At 70.2% G+C, this 17,103-nt stretch carries 16 protein-coding genes; 11 read left to right on the forward strand and 5 right to left on the reverse strand.

Annotated features, from left to right (window positions below; genetic code table 11):
• Nucleotides 1-67: 67 nt before the first annotated feature.
• On the forward strand, nt 68-2,599 hold the full coding sequence (locus A3CQ_RS0135130; protein ID WP_020515639.1) for a bifunctional FO biosynthesis protein CofGH: 2,532 nt from the start codon (nt 68-70) through the stop codon (nt 2,597-2,599).
• Between the two features lie 352 nt (nt 2,600-2,951).
• Entirely contained in the window at nt 2,952-3,209 is a 258-nt protein-coding gene (locus tag A3CQ_RS0135135) for a WhiB family transcriptional regulator (protein WP_014688021.1), read from the forward strand.
• On the opposite strand, the gene A3CQ_RS0135140 is transcribed toward A3CQ_RS0135135, so the two are convergent.
• Nucleotides 3,206-3,679: a metallopeptidase family protein gene (locus A3CQ_RS0135140; RefSeq protein ID WP_020515640.1), complete on the reverse strand. Its 474-nt coding sequence runs from the start codon at nt 3,677-3,679 to the stop codon at nt 3,206-3,208. The two genes, A3CQ_RS0135135 and A3CQ_RS0135140, sit on opposite strands and share 4 nt — an antisense overlap.
• 175 nt (nt 3,680-3,854) lie before the next feature.
• On the opposite strand from A3CQ_RS0135140, the gene A3CQ_RS0135145 reads away from it, so the two are divergent.
• On the forward strand, nt 3,855-4,220 hold the full coding sequence (locus A3CQ_RS0135145) for a DUF3499 domain-containing protein (RefSeq protein ID WP_020515641.1): 366 nt from the start codon (nt 3,855-3,857) through the stop codon (nt 4,218-4,220).
• Nucleotides 4,221-4,228: 8 nt separating this feature from the next.
• Here the strand turns inward: A3CQ_RS0135145 and A3CQ_RS0135150 are convergent, their stop codons facing one another.
• The 4 genes from A3CQ_RS0135150 to A3CQ_RS0135165 form a co-directional block, all read right to left on the reverse strand.
• Nucleotides 4,229-5,161 (reverse strand): polysaccharide deacetylase family protein, encoded by a 933-nt coding sequence (locus A3CQ_RS0135150; RefSeq protein ID WP_245577476.1) that lies wholly within the window; start codon nt 5,159-5,161, stop codon nt 4,229-4,231.
• Nucleotides 5,162-5,336: 175 nt separating this feature from the next.
• Nucleotides 5,337-5,708 (reverse strand): DUF779 domain-containing protein, encoded by a 372-nt coding sequence (locus tag A3CQ_RS0135155; RefSeq protein WP_026206555.1) that lies wholly within the window; start codon nt 5,706-5,708, stop codon nt 5,337-5,339.
• An 8-nt stretch (nt 5,709-5,716) separates the two neighbouring features.
• Nucleotides 5,717-7,240, reverse strand: coding sequence for an aldehyde dehydrogenase (gene adh, locus A3CQ_RS0135160; RefSeq protein ID WP_020515644.1), 1,524 nt, complete (start codon nt 7,238-7,240; stop codon nt 5,717-5,719).
• Nucleotides 7,241-7,279: 39 nt separating this feature from the next.
• A complete protein-coding gene (locus A3CQ_RS0135165; protein ID WP_020515645.1) occupies nt 7,280-8,560 on the reverse strand; it encodes a GAF domain-containing protein in 1,281 nt (426 codons plus the stop codon).
• 141 nt (nt 8,561-8,701) lie between these two features.
• Between A3CQ_RS0135165 and A3CQ_RS0135170 the strand changes: the two genes are divergently transcribed.
• From A3CQ_RS0135170 to A3CQ_RS0135205, 8 genes are all read left to right on the forward strand, one after another.
• Complete coding sequence (locus A3CQ_RS0135170) at nt 8,702-10,081, forward strand: phosphomannomutase/phosphoglucomutase (protein WP_020515646.1); 1,380 nt, start codon at nt 8,702-8,704, stop codon at nt 10,079-10,081.
• 43 nt (nt 10,082-10,124) lie between these two features.
• On the forward strand, nt 10,125-10,310 hold the full coding sequence (locus tag A3CQ_RS0135175) for a Trm112 family protein (RefSeq protein WP_020515647.1): 186 nt from the start codon (nt 10,125-10,127) through the stop codon (nt 10,308-10,310).
• Entirely contained in the window at nt 10,310-11,512 is a 1,203-nt protein-coding gene (locus A3CQ_RS0135180; RefSeq protein ID WP_020515648.1) for an SIS domain-containing protein, read from the forward strand. The genes A3CQ_RS0135175 and A3CQ_RS0135180 overlap by 1 nt, the downstream gene beginning before the upstream one ends.
• Nucleotides 11,509-12,471 carry a cation diffusion facilitator family transporter gene (locus A3CQ_RS0135185; protein ID WP_020515649.1) on the forward strand — a complete coding sequence of 321 codons (963 nt, stop codon included), beginning with the start codon at nt 11,509-11,511 and terminating at the stop codon, nt 12,469-12,471. The genes A3CQ_RS0135180 and A3CQ_RS0135185 overlap by 4 nt, the downstream gene beginning before the upstream one ends.
• A gap of 28 nt (nt 12,472-12,499) precedes the next feature.
• Entirely contained in the window at nt 12,500-13,678 is a 1,179-nt protein-coding gene (gene manA, locus A3CQ_RS0135190) for a mannose-6-phosphate isomerase, class I (RefSeq protein WP_020515650.1), read from the forward strand.
• Nucleotides 13,679-14,257: 579 nt separating this feature from the next.
• Complete coding sequence (gene ahcY, locus A3CQ_RS0135195) at nt 14,258-15,724, forward strand: adenosylhomocysteinase (RefSeq protein WP_026206556.1); 1,467 nt, start codon at nt 14,258-14,260, stop codon at nt 15,722-15,724.
• A gap of 184 nt (nt 15,725-15,908) precedes the next feature.
• On the forward strand, nt 15,909-16,769 hold the full coding sequence (locus A3CQ_RS0135200) for a helix-turn-helix domain-containing protein (RefSeq protein WP_020515652.1): 861 nt from the start codon (nt 15,909-15,911) through the stop codon (nt 16,767-16,769).
• A 39-nt stretch (nt 16,770-16,808) separates the two neighbouring features.
• Nucleotides 16,809-17,012 carry a DUF397 domain-containing protein gene (locus A3CQ_RS0135205; protein ID WP_020515653.1) on the forward strand — a complete coding sequence of 68 codons (204 nt, stop codon included), beginning with the start codon at nt 16,809-16,811 and terminating at the stop codon, nt 17,010-17,012.
• Nucleotides 17,013-17,103 lie beyond the last annotated feature (91 nt).

A 17,103-nucleotide genomic window follows, 5' to 3' on the forward strand; every position in this document is an offset into this window, starting at 1 on the left:
CTATTCCACTGCGCGCGCCCGGCCACCACGGGCGCAGCTTGCGCCGTTCCGGCCTAGGCTGCTCTGCGTGGTTGCAGCAAATGAGTCTTCAGCCCCCATAGGGGCGGCCGAACCGGTTCCTACCGAGGCGAGCATCCGCCGCGCCCTGCGCCGCGCCGCCGACGGCAAGGCGATCAATGCCGACGAGGCCGAGGCCCTCCTCGCCGCCACCGGCGAGCGCCTCGACGAGCTGCTGGCAATCGCCGGCGGCATCCGTGACGCCGGCCTGCGCGAGGCGGGGCGACCGGGCGTCGTCACGTACTCGAAAAAGGTCTTCATCCCGCTGACGCGGCTCTGCCGGGACCGCTGCCACTACTGCACGTTCGTCACCGTGCCGCACCGGCTGCCCGCCGCGTTCCTGGAACGCGAGGAGGTCCTCGAGATCGCCCGCCAGGGCGCCGCCCAGGGCTGCAAGGAGGCCCTGTTCACGCTGGGCGACCGCCCCGAGGACCGCTGGCCGGCCGCCCGGCAGTGGCTGGACGAGCGCGGCTACGACTCCACCCTTGACTACGTGCGCGCCTGCGCGATCGCCGTCCTGGAGGAGACCGGCCTGCTCCCGCACCTGAACCCCGGGGTGATGAGCTGGGACGAGCTGCAGCGGCTCAAGCCGGTGGCGCCGAGCATGGGCATGATGCTGGAGACCACCGCGACTCGCCTGTGGTCGGAGCCGGGCGGCCCGCACTTCGGCTCGCCCGACAAGGAGCCGGCCGTACGCCTACGCGTGCTCGACGACGCCGGCCGGGTCGGCGTCCCGTTCACGACCGGCATCCTCATCGGGATCGGCGAGACCCGGGCCGAGCGGATCGACTCGATCTTCGCGATGCGGCGGACGGCCCGCGAGTTCGGTCACATCCAGGAGCTCATCATCCAGAACTTCCGCGCGAAGCCGGACACGGCGATGCGCGGGATGCCCGACGCCGAGCTGCGCGAGCTGGCGGCGACCGTGGCGGTGTCCCGGATCATCATGGGCCCGCGGGCCCGCATCCAGGCCCCGCCCAACCTGATCGACGCCGAGTTCGAGCTCCTCATCCGGTCCGGCATCGACGACTGGGGCGGGGTCTCGCCGGTGACCCCCGACCACGTCAACCCTGAGCGCCCGTGGCCCCAGATCGAGCTTTTGCGCGAAAAATCGGCCGAGGCCGGGTTCGTCCTCAAGGAACGCCTCACGATCTACCCGGAGTACGTGAAGCGCGCCAACGAGGGCTGGCTGGACCCCCGCCTCGCGGCTCACGTCGTGGCCCTCGCCGACGAGAACGGCCTGGCGCGGGAGGAGGCCATCCCGGTGGGCAAGCCGTGGCAGGAGCCCGACGACGCCATGGGCACCGGACGAATCGACCTCTTCGCGACCATCGACACGACGGGCCGTACCGGAGACCGAAGGTCCGACTTCGACGACGTCTACGGCGACTGGACAGAGGTCGCCGCCCACATCACCAAGGGCGACCACCACAGCACCCCCACCGACGTCCTGGCCGGCCTCAAGCTGGCGTCCGAGAATCCCGCCGCGCTGCTGGAGGCCCGGCACGAGGACAAGGCGATGGCCCTGTTCGGCGCCGACGGCTCGGCCCTCGACGAGCTCGCCCGGATAGCCGACGACCTGCGCAAGGAGGTCAACGGCGAGGACATCACGTACGTCGTCAACCGGAACATCAACTTCACCAACGTCTGCTACGTCGGCTGCCGCTTCTGCGCGTTCGCCCAGCGTGAGCAGGACGCCGACGCCTACCGCCTCTCCGTCGACCAGGTCGCCGACCGCGCCGAGCAGGCCTGGCGGGACGGCGCCTCCGAGGTCTGCATGCAGGGCGGCATCGACCCCAAAATGCCGGTGACCGCGTACGCCGATCTGGTGCGCGCCGTCAAGCAGCGGGTCCCGGGCATGCACGTCCACGCGTACTCGCCGATGGAGATCGTCACGGGGGCGTCCAAGGCCGGCGTCCCGATCCGCGAGTGGCTGACCGAGCTGAAGGAGGCCGGGCTCGACACGATCCCCGGCACCGCCGCCGAGATCCTCGACGACGACGTGCGCTGGGTCCTGACCAAGGGCAAGCTCCCGGCGAGCACCTGGGTCGAGGTCGTCAGCACGGCACACCAGGTGGGCATCCGGTCCAGCTCGACCATGATGTACGGCCACGTCGACCACCCGAGGCAGTGGCTGGGCCACTTCCGGGTGCTGGCCGGCGTGCAGGACCGGACCGGCGGCTTCACCGAGTTCGTGGCCCTGCCGTTCATCCACACGAACGCCCCGATCTACCTGGCCGGGATAGCCCGCCCGGGCCCGACCTGGCGGGAGAACCGGGTCGTGCACGCGATGGCCCGCATCCTGCTGCACGGCCGGATCGGCAACATCCAGTGCTCCTGGGTCAAGCTCGGCGACGAGGGCACCCGCGTGATGCTCAACGGCGGCTGCAATGATCTTGGCGGCACGCTGATGGAGGAGACCATCTCCCGGATGGCCGGCTCGGAGCACGGCTCGGCGCGCACGGTGTCGGAACTGAAGGAGCTGGCCGCCGCCGCGGGCCGCCCGGCGGTGGAGCGCACCACAGTGTATGGCCGTCGGTAGGGCCTGTGTTGAAGTAGAAGACGACACCTGGACCTCGCCTCGCTCCGGCCCCTACTTCAACACAGGCCCTGACCCAACATCACAAAACGGGTTAAATTGGACCCGACGCGCCCCGGCGGCGTAACTCTGTGCGGCTCCTGAGAGATAGGGCAGGAACGGGACCACGACGCGCCGAAGGCGCGCCGGGGAAACGGGCCTATTTATCAGGTTCGGCTTGACGACGCACGTCTTACACGCGTGTAATTTCGGTGGGGTTGCGGGCAGGAGGGGTACCGGCCCGCAAAAAACACGCCGCGTGCGTGGGGGGTCAGCGCCGGCAGCGATGCCGGCGCGGGAATTGGGAGGCACGCCGATGGAAGCGCAGGTTGAAGGGGTAGACCTGCTCGGGGACGCGCCCGAGTGGCAGGAACGGGCGTTGTGTTCGCAGACCGATCCGGAGGCCTTCTTTCCGGAGAAGGGCGGATCGACCCGCGAGGCCAAGCGGATCTGCGGCCGCTGCGAGGTCAAGGCCGAGTGCCTGGAGTACGCCCTGGGTCACGACGAGCGTTTTGGCATCTGGGGCGGGCTGTCCGAGCGCGAGCGCCGCAAGCTCAAAAGAAGAGTCGCCTAGGAAAGCTCGTCAGGATCCACCCCGAGCAGGTTGGCTACCTGCTCGATGATCACATCGTGGACGAGGTCGGCGAGGTCCTCGCGGTCCATCGCCCGGAACTCCAGCGGCCGCCGGTAGAGCACGATCCGGGGGGGAAGCTCCTGCCGGCCGGGACGCCCGGGCAGCAGGCGGGCCAGCGGCACCTCGCCGTCCTCGAGCACGTCGGAGTCGTAGACGTTGAGGTCGGGGGGCACGTCCTCCACCGCGAACTCGACGCCGGCCAGCTCTTTCGCATACCGCCGCTCGAGGCTCTCGACGGTGTCGAGCACGAGGTCGTCGAAGATCTCGGCCTTGGTACGGGCCAGGGGGACGGTGGCCGGGACGAGGCGGCCGCGCAGGCCGCGACCGTGCCGGTCACGGCGGGCCGGGTGTCCCGGGCCGGCTGCGCGCGCCGCCCTGTCGCTGCGGCGTCGCTCGGGGCTCGTGGTCACCTCGCAAGCCTAGTCCTCCGGCGGTGGCGCACGGTGGCAGCGGGGATCCGCCGCGTGTCCCGAAGAGATTCGTCCCAACGGGTTGGCGTGTCGGCCGAATCGTGATGCGCCACGGGTCGGCGTGTCGCGGCGGCATCGCCCCCCACGCGAGCCCGCGGGGCGATAACGTGCCGCCGTGAGGTCCCCACGGCGCTGCTCCCGGAACGGCTGTCCCCGACAGGCGGTCGCCACACTGACCTACGTCTACAGCGATTCGACCGCCGTCGTCGGCCCCCTGGCGGCGTTCGCCGAGCCTCACACGTACGACCTGTGCGAGCCGCACGCCCGCAGCCTCACCGCCCCCCGAGGCTGGGAACTCGTGCGCCACGACGGCGATTTCGCGCCGCCGCCCCCCACCACCGACGACCTGGTCGCCCTGGCCGACGCCGTCCGCGAGGCCGCCCGCCCGCCGGCCCCGCCGCCCCGCACCGACGAGCAGGACCTCCCCGGCCACCAGACCGGCCGCCGGGGGCATCTACGGGTGATCCCCCCGACGCACTGACCCGGGCCTCAGAGGCCGATCAGCGTGAACCGCTTCTTCAGCCAGGGCAGGAGCGTCTGGTAGGCCGCGATCGTGTCCGGCTGGGCGTAATCGTGGGACAGCACGATCGCTCCCGGGTGGGTGTTGTGCTCCACGCGCGAGATCACCCTCTTCTTGTGCTGTGCGTCCGTCTCGCCCTTCGGGTGGTCCCAGTCCCGCGGGTCGACCTTCCAGTACAGCGAGGCCATGCCCAGCTGCCGGGCGATCGCGACGACGCCGGGCGTGAAGTTGCCGCCCGGCGCGCGGAAGTACTTGATCTTCGCCTTCGGCGCGGCCTTGTGGATCGCCGCGCTGGTGCGCGTGAGATCGGCTCTGATCTGCGCGGCCGTCTTCTTGCCGAGCTTCAGGTCGTGGTTCCAGGTGTGGTTGCAGAGCGTGTGCCCACCGGCCACGATCTGCCGCACCAGCTCGGGGTGCTTCTGCACGTTGCGCCCGACCAGGCAGAACGTGGCGTGCACGTGCTGCTGGGCGAGCAGCTTGAGGATCCGCGGCGTCTGCACCGGGTCGGGCCCGTCGTCGAAGGTGAGGGCGACGGCCCTGGTGCCGGTGGTCATCCGGCTGCCGGCCGGGCCCGAGGCCTTCTTGGCCGAGATGGCGACCGCCTTCTGCTTGACCGGCGGCTTCTTCGAAGCCTTCGGCGAGGGCTTGGGTGAAGGTGCCTTGGTCGCGCTGGGTGCCGACACCGCCGGTTTCGCCTGCGTACGGGATTCCGGCGTCGTGTCCGCGGCAGCCCGCCCGGCCAGTCCCGCCATCAGCAGGACCACGCCGAACAGAACCAGCTTGTTGGAGCGGGACCGCATAAAGCTCTCCCCAGGCGGCTCGAGGGTCATCACCGGCGACTCGAACCACGACAGTGCCTTCTGGAAGCGCTCCAACGCCAGCCGCCCACGACTGTTCGGCACGTTTTCGGGACCTATGTCACGCGGGCGGAATACGTTAATTCCGATTTTTCTGGCCTTTTCGGTCAATCGAGATGTCCGCCAGTCCACGGTGCCTGGTACGGATGGCGGACCCCGTACGGATGAAATCGTGGCGCCAGGCTAGCTGCCCGGCGCCACGTCCCTCCCCCGGAGTAATTCAAGAGAGCTCGGCCATCTCCTGTTCGGTGAGCAGTCGGGAACGGATCAGGAAACGTACGCCCTCGGGAGCCTCCAGCGAGAAGCCGGCGCCGCGCCCCGGGACCACGTCCACGGTCAGGTGGGTGTGCTTCCACAGTTCGAACTGGGAGGACGACATCCAGAACGTGATCGGCTCGTCCACACCGTCGATCTTGAGGGATTCGAGCAGCACATCGGACTGTCCGGTGCGAAACTCACCCTCCAGGTAGCACATCGGCGAGCTGCCGTCGCAGCACCCGCCGGACTGGTGGAACATCAGCGGACCGTGTTGCCCCCGCAGCTGCCGCATCATGGCGGCGGCCGCGGGGGTCACGTCAACCCTGGTAGCCATGAGCCGGCCTAGAAGAAGCCGAGGGCCTTGGGGCTGTACGACACCAGCAGGTTCTTCGTCTGCTGGTAGTGGTCCAGCATCATCTTGTGGTTCTCGCGGCCGATGCCGGACTGCTTGTAGCCACCGAACGCGGCGTGCGCCGGGTACAGGTGGTACGAGTTCGTCCAGACCCGCCCGGCCTTGATCGCCCGCCCGGCCCGGTAGGCCAGGTTGATGTCCCGCGTCCACACGCCGGCGCCGAGCCCGTACAGCGTGTCGTTGGCGATCTTGATGGCGTCCGAGTAGTCGGCGAACGACGCCACCGACACGACCGGCCCGAAGATCTCCTCCTGGAAGATCCGCATGGCGTTGTTGCCCTCGAAGATCGTCGGCTGCACGTAGTACCCGCCGGAGAGGTTGCCGGGCAGTTCGGCCCGCGCGCCGCCGGTGAGCACCTTGGCGCCCTCCTGCCGGCCGATGTCCATGTACGACATGATCTTCTCGAGCTGGTCGTTGGAGGCCTGCGCGCCGACCTGGGTGTCGGTGTCGAGCGGGTTGCCTTGCTTGAGGTTCTCCACCCGCTTCACGCCGGCCGACAGGAAGTCGGAGTAGATCGACTGCTGGATGAGCGCGCGGGACGGGCAGGTGCAGACCTCGCCCTGGTTGAGCGCGAACATCGAGAAGCCCTCGAGCGACTTGTCGTAGAAGTCGTCGTCGGCCCGGTTCACGTCCTCGAAGAAGATGTTCGGGCTCTTGCCGCCCAGCTCGAGGGTGACCGGGATCAGGTTCTCCGACGCGTACTGCATGATCAGGCGACCGGTCGTGGTCTCGCCGGTGAAGGCGACCTTGGCGACCCGGTTCGAGGAGGCGAGCGGCTTGCCGGCCTCCACGCCGAAGCCGTTGACGATGTTGAGGACGCCCGGCGGGAGCAGGTCGCCGATCAGCGACATCAGGTAGTGGATCGAGGCCGGGGTCTGCTCGGCCGGCTTGAGCACGACAGCGTTGCCGGCCGCGAGGGCCGGGGCCAGCTTCCAGACGGCCATCAGGATCGGGAAGTTCCACGGGATGATCTGCCCGACCACGCCGAGCGGCTCGTGGAAGTGGTACGCGATGGTGTCCTCGTCGATCTCGCCGGCCGTGCCCTCCTGAGCGCGGATCGCGCCCGCGAAGTAGCGGAAGTGGTCGATCGCGAGCGGCATGTCGGCGGCCAGGGTCTCCCGGACCGGCTTGCCGTTCTCCCAGGCCTCGGCGACCGCGAGCTTCTCGAGGTTCGCCTCGATCCGGTCGGCGATCTTGTTGAGGATGTTGGCGCGCTCGGCGACCGAGGTACGGCCCCACGCATCGGCGGCGCCGTGCGCGGCGTCGAGCGCCCTCTCCACGTCGTCGCCGGTGCCGCGGGCGATCTCGGTGAAGGTCTCCCCGGTCACCGGGGTGGGATTCTCGAAGTACTGCCCCTTGGCCGGCGGGACGTACTCGCCGCCGATGTAGTGGTCGTACCTGCTCTGGTAGCTGACGATCGAGCCGTCGGAACCGGGCGGGGAGTAAATGGTCATGGCAGCCTCCGCACCTGTGGGGGTTAGGTGCGGGCGACGCTAGTTACCGGGACGTTGCAACCGCGTTGCAAGACCGTACTCGGCCGCCAGCTCGCGGACCCGGTTGACGGCCAGCGGGCGGGCCGGGGCGCCGTGCGGGAGCAGCTTGGTGTACTCCTCCCACATGTGGAGGTCGTCGCTGCCCCACGGAGCGTGCAGCCAGGCGCGCAGGAGCGAGCGGTCGCGCGACGCCAGCACGGCGGCGCGCAGCTGGCCGTCGATCATCCGGCGCATCCGGGTCACGCCGGGCGCGTCCGAGCCGGGAAGCAGCGGTCCCGCGTACTCCTCGAGGGCCTCCGCGACCTGGCCTCGTTCGAGCCGGCGGCTCACCATCTGAAAATCGGCTTCCAGTGCGGCGCGCAGCCGGTAGGGGCGGGACTCGAGCAGTTCCGGCCCGAGCATGCGGCGCAGCCGGGACAGTTCCGCGCGCACGGTCACCGGGCTCATCTCGTCGCCATAAAGATCAAACCCAAGTTCCTCGCCCGTACGCCCCTCCGGGTGCGCCAGAAGCAGGACGAGCAGTTCCGAGTGCCGGCGGCCGAGCTGTTGGCGCGTCCCGCCGAAGGTGAGCACCGCCTCGTTGCGGCCGAGCGCCGTGACCCGGCCCTCGCCGGCCGGCGGGCGCAACTGGCCACCCAGATAGGTCTCGGCGGCGAGCGCCGTGGCCCGCACCAGCGCGAGGCTGTGCGGGTTGGCCAGGTGGTCACCGCCGGTCACGTCGATCGCGCCGAGCAGACGGCCGGTGCCGGGGTCGTGGATCGGGGCGGCCGCACAAGTCCAGCGCTGCACCGAGCGGCTGAAGTGCTCGGTCGCGAAGATCTGCAGCGAGTGGTCGACGGCGAGGGCGGTGCCCGGCGCGTTGGTCCCGGCGTGCTCCTCGTCCCAGCGGGCGCCGGGCACGAAGTTCATCCGCTCCGCCCCGTGCAGCATGGGCGCCGCGCCCTCGACCCAGAGCAGCCGCCCGTACGCGTCGCAGACCGCCATGAGATGGTCGCCGTCGTCGGCGAGACCGCCGAGCAGGTCGCGGAACAGCGGCAGCGCTCGCGAGAGCGGGTGCGCCGCGCGGTACTCCTCGAGCTCGCTGTCGCTGAGATCGATCGGCGCGGTGCTGTCCGCGCCGGGCAGCGCGTCGGCCGACCGCCGCCACGACTCCGCCACCACCGGCCGGATCTGCGGCACGGCGACGTTCCCGGACAAAAAGCGCTCGTGGGCGCGCCCGACCTGCCGGATCCGTTCGGCGGGATCGGTGCCTTGATCGAGGGCGAGCCACGGATTGGGCAAGGAGCACCTCCAGTCCCACCATCGTGACCCGCATCACCTGTCCCGACAACCCGCACGTAACAGCGGCGGTGCCCGATTGCCACCCGTTCGTAGCTGCTGCTCCGTTACTCTCAGCGGAGTCACCCAGGTTGAGGGGGAGAGTTGTCCGATCTGTCCAAGATCGTTAAGGCCTACGATGTGCGCGGTACGGTGCCCGACCAGTTCAACGAGTCGGTGGCCCGGGCGCTCGGGACGGCCTTCGTCGAGATGTTGCGCGAGTCCGGCGACGACGCGGATCAGATAGTGATCGCTCACGACATGCGCGAGTCGGGCCCGGGCCTGGCCGCCGCGTTCGGCCGCGGCGCCAACGCGGCCGGCGCCGCCGTGCTCTCGATCGGTCTCGCGTCCACCGACGAGCTCTACTACGCGTCCGGCGCGCTCGGCCTGCCCGGGGCGATGTTCACGGCCAGTCACAACCCGGCTCGGTACAACGGCATCAAGCTGTGCCGCTCCGGCGCCAAGCCGGTCGGCCAGGACACCGGCCTCGCCGTCGTCCGCCGCCGCGCCGAGGAACTGCTCGCCGACCTGAACGCCGAGGCCGACGGCCCGTCCCGGGTGGAGACCCGCGACCTGCTGCGCGACTACGCGGCGCACCTGCGCTCGCTGGTCGACCTCAGCGCCATCCGCCCGCTCAAGGTAATCGTGGACGCCGGCAACGGCATGGGCGGCTTCACCGTTCCCGCCGTGCTGGGCGACCAGGTGCTGCCGGCCCTGCCGCTGACGATCGTCCCGATGTACTTCGAGCTCGACGGCTCGTTCCCCAACCACGAGGCCAACCCGCTCGACCCGGCCAACCTCGTCGACCTCCAGCAGGCCATCCGCGAGCAGGGCGCCGACCTCGGCGTCGCGTTCGACGGCGACGCCGACCGCTGCTTCATCATCGACGAGCACGGCGACCCGGTCTCCCCGTCGGCGGTCACCGCGCTGGTCGCGGTCCGCGAGCTGGCCAAGTTCCCGGGCAGCACGGTCATCCACAACCTGATCACCTCGGCCGCGGTCCCCGAGATCATCGCGGAGAACGGCGGCAAACCGGTCCGCGCCCGGGTCGGCCACTCGTTCATCAAGGCCGAGATGGCCCGCACCAACGCGGTCTTCGGCGGCGAGCACTCCGCGCACTACTACTTCCGCGACTTCTGGTTCGCCGACACCGGCATGCTGGCCGCCATGCACGTGCTGGCCGCGCTGGGCGAGCAGGATCGCCCGCTCTCCGACCTGGCCGGCGAGTACGAGCGGTACGCCGCCTCCGGCGAGATCAACTCCACGGTGGCCGACGCGAAAGCCAAGGTCAACGAGGTCCGCGCGGCGTTCCCGAACGCCACAGTCGACGAGCTCGACGGCATGACCGCCACCCTCCCCGACGGCGCCTGGTTCAATCTCCGCGCCTCAAACACCGAGCCGCTCCTGCGGCTCAACGTCGAGGCCCCCAAGCCCGACCGCATGGCATCGCTACGGGACGAAGTGCTCGCCATCGTCCGCCGCTAGGATCAGGGGGCTAGTTGCCCGTAACACCGTAAGGAGTCGTTCGGTGGCCCTCGATCCGCAGTTGCTGGACATCCTGGCCTGCCCGGACACGCATCACGCGCCGTTGACCTACGACGCCGATGCCCAGACGCTCACCTGCACGGAGTGCGGGCGCATCTTCGACATCCGCGACGACATCCCGGTCCTTCTGCTCGACGAGGCACGCCGGCCCGCGGCGGAGGCTTCCTGATGGCCGAGGTGCACGGGCACCGGGTCGCCGACGAGCGCCTGCTCGACGACGAGAAGTCGATGCTCGACAACGACCCGGGCGGCATGCTGCGGGCCACCGCGTCGGCCGGCGCCCAGGTCCGCGAGTCGGCCGCGCTGGCCGCCGAGACCGACCTGACCCTGCTGGCCGACGAGGGCCGCCCCCGCGCGGTCGTCGTCGCCGGCATCGGCACCGCCGGCCTGACCGGCAACATCCTGGCCACCGTGGCCGGTCACCGCTGTCCGGTGCCGATCATCGGGCACCGCAGCGCCGGCATCCCCGGCTGGGTCGGCGCGGCCGATGTGGTCTTCGCCGTCTCCGCCTCCGGCCGCAGCCCCGAGGCGCTCGCCGCCGCCGAGGCCGCGGTTCGCCGGGGCGCCCGGCTGGTCGCGATCGGCAACCCCGACACCGAGCTGCAGGCGATGGCCGAGCGGGCCCGCGCGCCGTTCATCCCGGTGCCGCGGCGCGCCCCGGCCCGCGCGAGCCTCTGGGGTCTCGCCGTCCCGGTGCTGCTGGCCGGCCGTGCGCTCGGTCTCGTCAAGGTCAACGAGGCCGATCTGGCCGAGACCGCGACCCGCCTCGACGCCGACGCCGAGCGCTGTCGCCCCGGCGCCGACTCCTTTGTGAACCCGGCGAAGGCCCTCGCGCTCGGCCTGGCCGGCTCGATCCCGATCGTCTGGGGCTCGTCCCCGCTCGCCACCGTGGCGGCCCGCCGGTTCGCCGACACGCTCGCCGCGAACGCGCGCTACCCGGTGATGGCCGGTGCGCTCGGCGAGGCCGGCCGCGGCCGCGTGGGCCTGCTCGACGGCGTCTTCGGCGGGCTGGCCGAGTCCTCGCGCGACATCTTCGCCGACCCCGACGAGGCGGACGAGGCGACCACCCGGCTGCGGCTGGTGCTCCTCCGGGACGGTGGGCTCAACCCGGAAGACGACGCCGACGAGCCGGTCGCCGTCGAGGAGCGCCGTGCCGACGCGGTGCAGACCCTCGCCGAGCGGCGCGGCGTGCGCTGCGACGTGCTCACCGCCGAGGGCGGCTCGGCGATCGAGCGGCTCGCCTCGCTCACCGCCGTGCCCGACTTCGCGTCGCTCTACCTGGCACTGGCGCACGGGCTCGACCCGATGGCCGTGCCCGCGATCAGCGAGATGAAGGAGCTGTCCAACCCCATGCCCGAGGGAATCCAGTGAGCGCCGAGGGCGGCGGTACCAGGGCGATCATCGCCGCGCTGGCGGCGAACCTCGGCATCGCGGTCACCAAGTTCATCGCCTGGGCGCTGACCGGCTCGTCGTCGATGCTGGCCGAGGCGATCCACTCGGTCGCCGACTCCGGCAACCAGGTGCTCCTGCTGGTCGGTGGCCGGCGCTCGCAGAGGCGGGCGACCCCCGAGCACCCGTTCGGCTACGGCCGGGAGCGGTACATCTACGCGTTCATCGTGTCGATCGTGCTGTTCAGCGTCGGCGGCCTGTTCGCGCTCTACGAGGCGTACCACAAGATCCAGCACCCCGAGGCGATCCACTCGTGGAAATGGGTGCCGGTCGTGGTGCTGGTCGTCGCGATCGCCCTCGAGAGCTACTCGTTCATGACCGCGATCCGCGAGTCCAACCACACCCGCGGCAAGGTCACCTGGGTCAACTTCGTCCGCCGGGCCAAGGCGCCCGAGCTGCCGGTGGTGCTGCTGGAGGACACCGGCGCCCTGATCGGCCTGGTGTTCGCCCTGTTCGGCGTGGTGCTCACGCTGCTCACCGACAACGGCGTGTGGGACGGCATCGGCACCGCGGCGATCGGCGTGCTGCTGGTGGCGATCGCGGTGATCCTGGCGATCGAGACGAAGAGCCTGCTGCTCGGCGAGGGCGCCAACCCCGAGGACGTCCGGAAGATCGAGAAGGCGATCCTGGCCGGCGAGGGCATCGAGCGGATCATCCACATGAAGACGCTGCACCTCGGCCCGGAAGAACTGCTGGTGGCGGTCAAGATCGCGGTGCCGCGGGCCGAGCGCGCCGACGACCTGGCCCAGCACATCGACGAGACCGAGGTGCGCATCCGCGAGGCCGTGCCGATCGCCCGGGTGATCTACATCGAGCCCGACATCTACCACGAGCGGAAGGCACCGACGGTCTCCGAGGGCGCTTCCGCAGCCGCCGGATAAAGCTGGATAAAGCCGGAAAAGGACGCACATGACCGTCTACCCGCTGACCGGGCACATCCGGCCCTACGCCTGGGGCTCGCACACCGCGATCGCCCAGTTGCAGGGCCGCCCGGCGCCCACCGAGGGCCCCGAGGCGGAGCTGTGGCTCGGCGCCCACCCCGACGACCCGTCCACGGTGGGCGGCGCCGCCGGCGGCGTGAGCCTGGCCTCGCTCATCGCCGGCGACCCGCGGGCCCAGCTCGGCGAGCGGGTGGCGGCCACCTTCGGCCCCCGCCTGCCGTACCTTCTGAAGATCCTGGCCGCCGAGCAGCCGCTCTCCCTGCAGGCCCATCCCGATCTCGCCTACGCGCGCGAGGCGTTCGCCCGCCAGCAGGCCGACCCGGCGCTGCCCAGGAACTACACGGACGCCAACCACAAGCCCGAGATGCTGGTGGCGCTGACCCCGTTCGAGGCCCTGTGCGGCTTCCGCTCGACCACCGCCTCGGCCGGCACGCTCGAGAGCTTCGCGATCCCCGCGCTCGAGCCGGCGGTCAAGGCCCTCCGGGACGGCGACCTGGCCACCGCCGTCGAGACCCTGCTCTCCTGGCCGCAGGACGATCGCGGCGCGCTGATCGCCTCGGTGCTGACGGCCGCGCGCGCCCGCCCCGACGACGATTCCTGCGCCCTCGCGGCCGACCTGGCCGCACGCTATCCCGAAGACCCCGGCGTGCTGGTCGCGCTGCTGCTCAACCACGTCCGCCTGCAGCCGGGCGAGGCCATCTGGATGCCGGCCGGCAACCTGCACGCCTACCTGAGGGGCGCCGGCGTCGAGCTGATGGCCGCGAGCGACAACGTCCTGCGCGGCGGCCTCACCCCCAAGCGCGTGGACGTGCCCGAGCTTCTGCGGGTCCTGCGCTTCGAGGTCCTCGACGACCCGATCCTCAAGCCGACCGAGCTGTCTCCGGGCGTCCTGACCTGGCCGGTTGCCGTCCCGGATTTCGTCCTTTACCGCCTGGAGCTGTCCGGCTCGCGCCCGCCGATCGAGGTTCCCGCCGAGGGCCCCCGCATCATCGTCGCGACCTCGGGCGATCTCTTCGCCGGCGGATCGGTGGACGGCACCCCCATCGAGCTCGCGCGCGGCGACGCGGCCTACGTCCCCGCCGGCACGGGCAAAATCAAACTCGCCGGCGAGGGTGTCGCCTTCGTAGCCGCGGTTCCGGCAAACTGAGCGATCTCCGCCGTCGGTCGCGCTCTCCGGGGCCGCTTCCGCCGGGCAGATCATCAACACCCTTTTCCGCTACGGGGTTGACGTCCGCCCCAACCGCAATGACCGCGAACCTGCCGTCCAGCGCGAGCTCGCCGCACCCTCAGCCTTTGCCGCGACCGCCGGGCTGAGTGTGCGTGGCAGGGGTCCGGCCGGGCCGGTTCGCGCACTCTGAGCGTTGCCTCGGTGAAGACAAAAGATGAAATTTCCGGATTTGCTTGACATGGTGACTGCGGAGTGTGAATCTATAACCACGCAGCGTCATTGGTGATCGGGGGGTCCCACGGACGCGCGCGGTACCAAACCGGGGGGATGAACGGGACGGCGGGCCTAGCCTGTCGTCCCGTTCGCTATGCCTGCCCCGTCGACGGCCGCGAGCGTGAGTGGGCAGCTCAGCCCGGCGGTCGCGGCAGAGGCCGGAGCCGCGACGGAGCTCGCGCCGGAAGGCAGGTTCGCGGCAATTTGCGGTTGTGGCGGCCGCCTACCCCGTACCGGCAAAGGGAAGCGAAACCATGCACCCAGCGTGAGTGGTAGAACGGGGAAATGACTACTGCGTCTCGTCCGAAGACGGTGGCCGAGGGTGACTTCAAGGTCGCCGATCTCTCGCTGGCCGCGTTCGGGCGCAAGGAGATACAGCTGGCCGAGCACGAGATGCCCGGCCTGATGTCGCTGCGCGCGGAGTACGGCCCGAGCCAGCCGTTGCGCGGAGCCCGGATCACCGGCTCGCTGCACATGACGATTCAGACCGCCGTGCTGATCGAGACGCTGACGGCGCTCGGGGCGCAGGTGCGCTGGGCCTCCTGCAACATCTTCTCCACGCAGGACCACGCGGCCGCCGCGATCGTGGTCGGCCGCGACGGCACGCCGGAATCGCCCCGGGGTGTGCCGGTCTATGCGTGGAAGGGCGAGTCGCTCGAGGAGTACTGGTGGTGCACCGAGCAGGTGCTGCTGTGGCCGGACGGCGAGGCGCCCAACATGATCCTCGACGACGGCGGTGACGCCACGCTGCTGGTGCACAAGGGCGCCGAGTTCGAGAAGCTCGGGGCCGTCCCGAGCGCCGACACCGCCGACTCGGAGGAATACGCGGTGATCCTCGACGTGCTGGCGCGGGGCCTGCGGGCGGACGACCGGCGGTGGACGCGGGTGGCGGCCGGAATCAGGGGCGTCACCGAGGAGACCACGACCGGCGTGCATCGGCTCTACGAGATGCAGCAGAACGGCACGCTGCTGTTCCCGGCGATCAACGTGAACGACTCGGTGACCAAGTCGAAGTTCGACAACAAGTACGGCTGCCGGCACTCCCTGATCGACGGCATCAACCGGGCCACCGACGTGCTGATCGGCGGCAAGGTCGCGGTGGTCTTCGGCTACGGCGACGTGGGCAAGGGCTGCGCCGAGTCGCTGCGTGGCCAGGGCGCCCGGGTGATCGTGACCGAGGTGGACCCGATCTGCGCGCTGCAGGCCGCCATGGACGGCTACCAGGTCGCCACGCTCGACGACGTGGTGGAGTATGCGGACATCTTCGTCACGGCGACCGGCTGCTTCAACGTCATCGGCCACGAGCACATGGCGAAGATGAAGCATCAAGCCATTGTCGGAAATATCGGTCATTTCGATAATGAGATTGACATGGCCGGGCTGCAGAAGCGGTCCGACGTGGAGCGGGTCACGATCAAGCCGCAGGTCGACGAGTGGCGCTTCGCCGACGGGCACTCGATCATCGTGCTCTCCGAGGGCCGCCTGCTGAACCTCGGCAACGCGACCGGCCACCCGTCGTTCGTGATGAGCAACAGCTTCTCGAACCAGACGATCGCCCAGATCGAGCTGTTCACCAGGACGGAGGACTACCCGATCGGGGTGTACGTCCTGCCCAAGCACCTGGACGAGAAGGTCGCACGGCTCCATCTCGGGGCGCTCGGCGTGCACCTGACCGAGCTGACCAAGGAGCAGGCCGCCTATCTCGGAGTGCCTGTTGAGGGCCCCTACAAGGCCGATCATTATCGGTATTGAGTGCAGGGATCGAGCCCCCGTCCGCCCGCTGGACGGGGGCTCGATTTCTCCGGGGGCACGGCGGTTGCCGCCACCGTGAACCCGTCGTTCATGTTCATTACTTCATGCCTCTGACCTGCGTGCAAGTGCATAGTGTGCGGTGCAAGTTGCAGAGAGCCACCGGAGCGCGGCTATGGTGTCTGGCGTGGCCCGGCCGACGTCCACCGCGCGCCGCGAGCTGGGCAACGAGTTGCGCCGGCTCCGCGGTGAGCGGCGTGCGGCCTCGGTCGCGACCGCGCTCGGCTGGTCGGAATCGAAACTCAGCCGCATCGAGACGGCGCACACCTCGATCAGCGACGGCGACCTCGACCGGCTGCTGTCGGCCTACGGCGTCCATGACGGCGACCGCGACCGCCTGCTCGGCCTGGCCCGCCGCGGCCGGGCGAAGGCCTGGTGGAGCCCGTACCGGTCGTCGGTCCCCGACCCGTACGACGAGTTCGTGGCCCTCGAGGCCGAGGCCGTCTTCATCAGCGAGTGGGAGAGCCAGGTCGTCCCCGGCCTGCTGCAGACCGACGAGTACGCCCGCGCCGTCATCGAGGTGGGCGCCGACGTCGGCGAGCCGGCCGTGATCCAGCGCCGGCTCGCGCTGCGGATGGCCCGGCAGGCGGTGCTGACCCGGGAGCCACCGCCCGCGCTGCTCATGGTGCTCGACGAGGCGGTGCTGTACCGGGAGATCGGCGGCGCCGACGTTCTCCGCCGCCAGGTGGCCAAGCTCGCCGGTGACAGCCGCCGGCCCGGACTGGAGCTGCGGATCCTGCCGTTCTCGGCGGGCGCGCACGGCGGCCTCGCCGAGTCGTTCATGGTGCTGGAGTTCGCGTCGGGCACCCGCGGCCCGGTCGTGCACAGCGAGGGACTGATCGGCGGTCTCTTCCGGGTGACAGAGCCGGAGATCGAGGTCTACCGGGACGCCCTCACTGACCTGCGGGAACGCTCTTTGTCGGCAGAAGACAGCCGAACGGTTATCGCTGAAAGGGAGGAAGCGCTCCGCTGCGCGACGGCACCGTGAGCTTTCATGGAGGCGCATACATCCTGGAAGGGGACTGCCATGCGCGACGCCAATCTCACCTGGCGTAAAAGCACTCGGAGCGCGGCCGCCGGCCACTGCGTCGAGGTTGCCAACGTTCCGGCGGCCGTGCTGGTGCGCGACTCGAAGGACGCCGACGGTCCCGTGCTCACTTTCGCCGCCACGAAGTGGACGGATTTCGTCGCCGGGATCCGGGCCGGGGAGTTCGACCGCCCCGGAGTCTGACGGCTCCAGCACACGCTCTCCACTCGCGGGCGGTCCCTCTCGGGGCCGCCCGCACCATGCTGCCTACAAAACGTAGGGGAGCCTTGCTAAG

Source organism: Paractinoplanes globisporus DSM 43857 (assembly GCF_000379645.1).
Classification (GTDB): Bacteria; Actinomycetota; Actinomycetes; order Mycobacteriales; family Micromonosporaceae; genus Actinoplanes; species Actinoplanes globisporus.

Coding starts and splice junctions, on each gene's coding strand:
- adh (WP_020515644.1), bottom strand. CDS start 7,240: ATGACCATTTACTCCCCGCCCGGTTCCGACGGCTCGATCGTCAGCTAC.
- A3CQ_RS0135205 (WP_020515653.1), top strand. CDS start 16,809: ATGCGCGACGCCAATCTCACCTGGCGTAAAAGCACTCGGAGCGCGGCC.
- manA (WP_020515650.1), top strand. CDS start 12,500: ATGACCGTCTACCCGCTGACCGGGCACATCCGGCCCTACGCCTGGGGC.
- ahcY (WP_026206556.1), top strand. CDS start 14,258: ATGACTACTGCGTCTCGTCCGAAGACGGTGGCCGAGGGTGACTTCAAG.
- A3CQ_RS0135155 (WP_026206555.1), bottom strand. CDS start 5,708: ATGGCTACCAGGGTTGACGTGACCCCCGCGGCCGCCGCCATGATGCGG.
- A3CQ_RS0135135 (WP_014688021.1), top strand. CDS start 2,952: ATGGAAGCGCAGGTTGAAGGGGTAGACCTGCTCGGGGACGCGCCCGAG.
- A3CQ_RS0135180 (WP_020515648.1), top strand. CDS start 10,310: ATGGCCGAGGTGCACGGGCACCGGGTCGCCGACGAGCGCCTGCTCGAC.